This window comes from Sphingomonas sp. RB1R13 (assembly GCF_036663775.1).
Lineage (GTDB): Bacteria > Pseudomonadota > Alphaproteobacteria > Sphingomonadales > Sphingomonadaceae > Sphingomicrobium.
Map to the genome: position 1 here is coordinate 1 of NZ_JAXOJM010000044.1, position 1289 is coordinate 1289.

The 1289-nt window shown below is 59.3% G+C and carries 3 protein-coding genes; all 3 read left to right on the forward strand.

Going from position 1 to position 1289, the window contains the following annotated elements:
• On the forward strand, window positions 1-381 hold a 381-nt coding region (locus tag U1700_RS14670; RefSeq protein WP_332753428.1), incomplete at its 5' end, for a hypothetical protein.
• A 131-nt stretch (window positions 382-512) separates the two neighbouring features.
• Window positions 513-674, forward strand: coding sequence for a hypothetical protein (locus U1700_RS14675; RefSeq protein WP_288483633.1), 162 nt, complete (start codon window positions 513-515; stop codon window positions 672-674).
• 158 nt (window positions 675-832) lie between these two features.
• Window positions 833-1289: GAF domain-containing protein (locus U1700_RS14680; protein WP_332753429.1), on the forward strand; the 457-nt coding region annotated here is incomplete at its 3' end.

A 1289-nucleotide genomic window follows, 5' to 3' on the forward strand; every position in this document is an offset into this window, starting at 1 on the left:
ACCGCTCATTACCGCGTGGTCGATAGCGGGCCGGATTGGCCAAGTGGCCTTGCCCTAGCGATCCATGATCGAAGGTCGGGGAAGACGTTCTGGTGGCTGCCATGGAATGGCGGCACCGATGGTCTTCAGAATGTTGCCTCGACGCTAGAGGTGACGGCAAAGGGATGGCAGCCGCCCAACCCGGATGGTGGCCCCCGCCCACAAGGCAACAGACAATACCTCGGTTTTGATGCTGCTTATGACCTGATCGATCGCGTTCCAAACAGGGGCGACCGTGCGCCGTCGCATATGCTTTTTCCGGATTCGGCAGGTGCTGGTGACAATGCATTCGGCTGGAAAGACTTCTTTGACCTTGCAAGCTGTTCAGCGAAGGGCGGCTAACCATCCCACCCGGTCATTCCCAAAATTCGATGGTGAAATGGGACAGTATCGATCCATTGTAGCCGTCTGGGCTTACCTGTATGTCTGTCGCTCTGGCTGCTCGTACCGCCCGGCCTTTTCGGAAGGGTGATATGCCCAAGAACCACTCATTGATGTACCGTGAAAACGAAGCTCGCGAGCGCGCGAGCGCCGCTGCTTCTTCACTGGAGCATGTCGCCGCCATGCATCTCAGGGCTGCCGTGAAATGGGGTGAACTCGCGGCGCGACAGGAGAAAATCGAGCGAAGCTCATAAGCTGTCGGACACAGGGACGTAAGCCGACATCTGGGCAATTTGCAGATCATCACATGGATAGTTGATCTTTTTGGATCGTCATGCGTTGTGTGCCGACTTCGTCGGCGAGCCGCAGTGCCTTCGGGGCACGATCTGTGCTATGCGGCCAGGAGTAGCCGATGCCGCATTCACCCGCACCGATGCTCGAGCACCCGCTGGATACGGAGACGCTGCTGATTGATGCGAGCAGCAAGCTCGCTGATGCCAAATCGTTGGACGCGGTAGTCGAGGTTCTGCGTCAGACCGCCCGGGCAGCCTTGGGGGCAGAGGGCATCGCGGTGGTGATCCGCGAGGACGACCATTGCTTCTATGCCGCCGAGGACGCTGTTGGAAAGCTGTGGTCCGGCAACCGTTTCCCGGTTGGTGAATGCGTGTCGGGATGGGCGATGCAGCACCGACAAACGGTGGTCGTTCCCGACACGAGGATCGACCCACGCATACCGCAGGATGCGTATGCACCAACATTCGTCCGCAGCTTGATGCTGGCCCCGATCGGAGCGCCGCATCCTGTTGCCGCTCTCGGTGCCTATTGGTCAGACGTTCGTGACCATGATCCTGTCACGATCCGGCGCCTTG

Bases quoted from the DNA above. Each gene is read 5' to 3' on its own strand.
- U1700_RS14675 (WP_288483633.1), top strand. From the start codon at position 513: ATGCCCAAGAACCACTCATTGATGTACCGTGAAAACGAAGCTCGCGAG.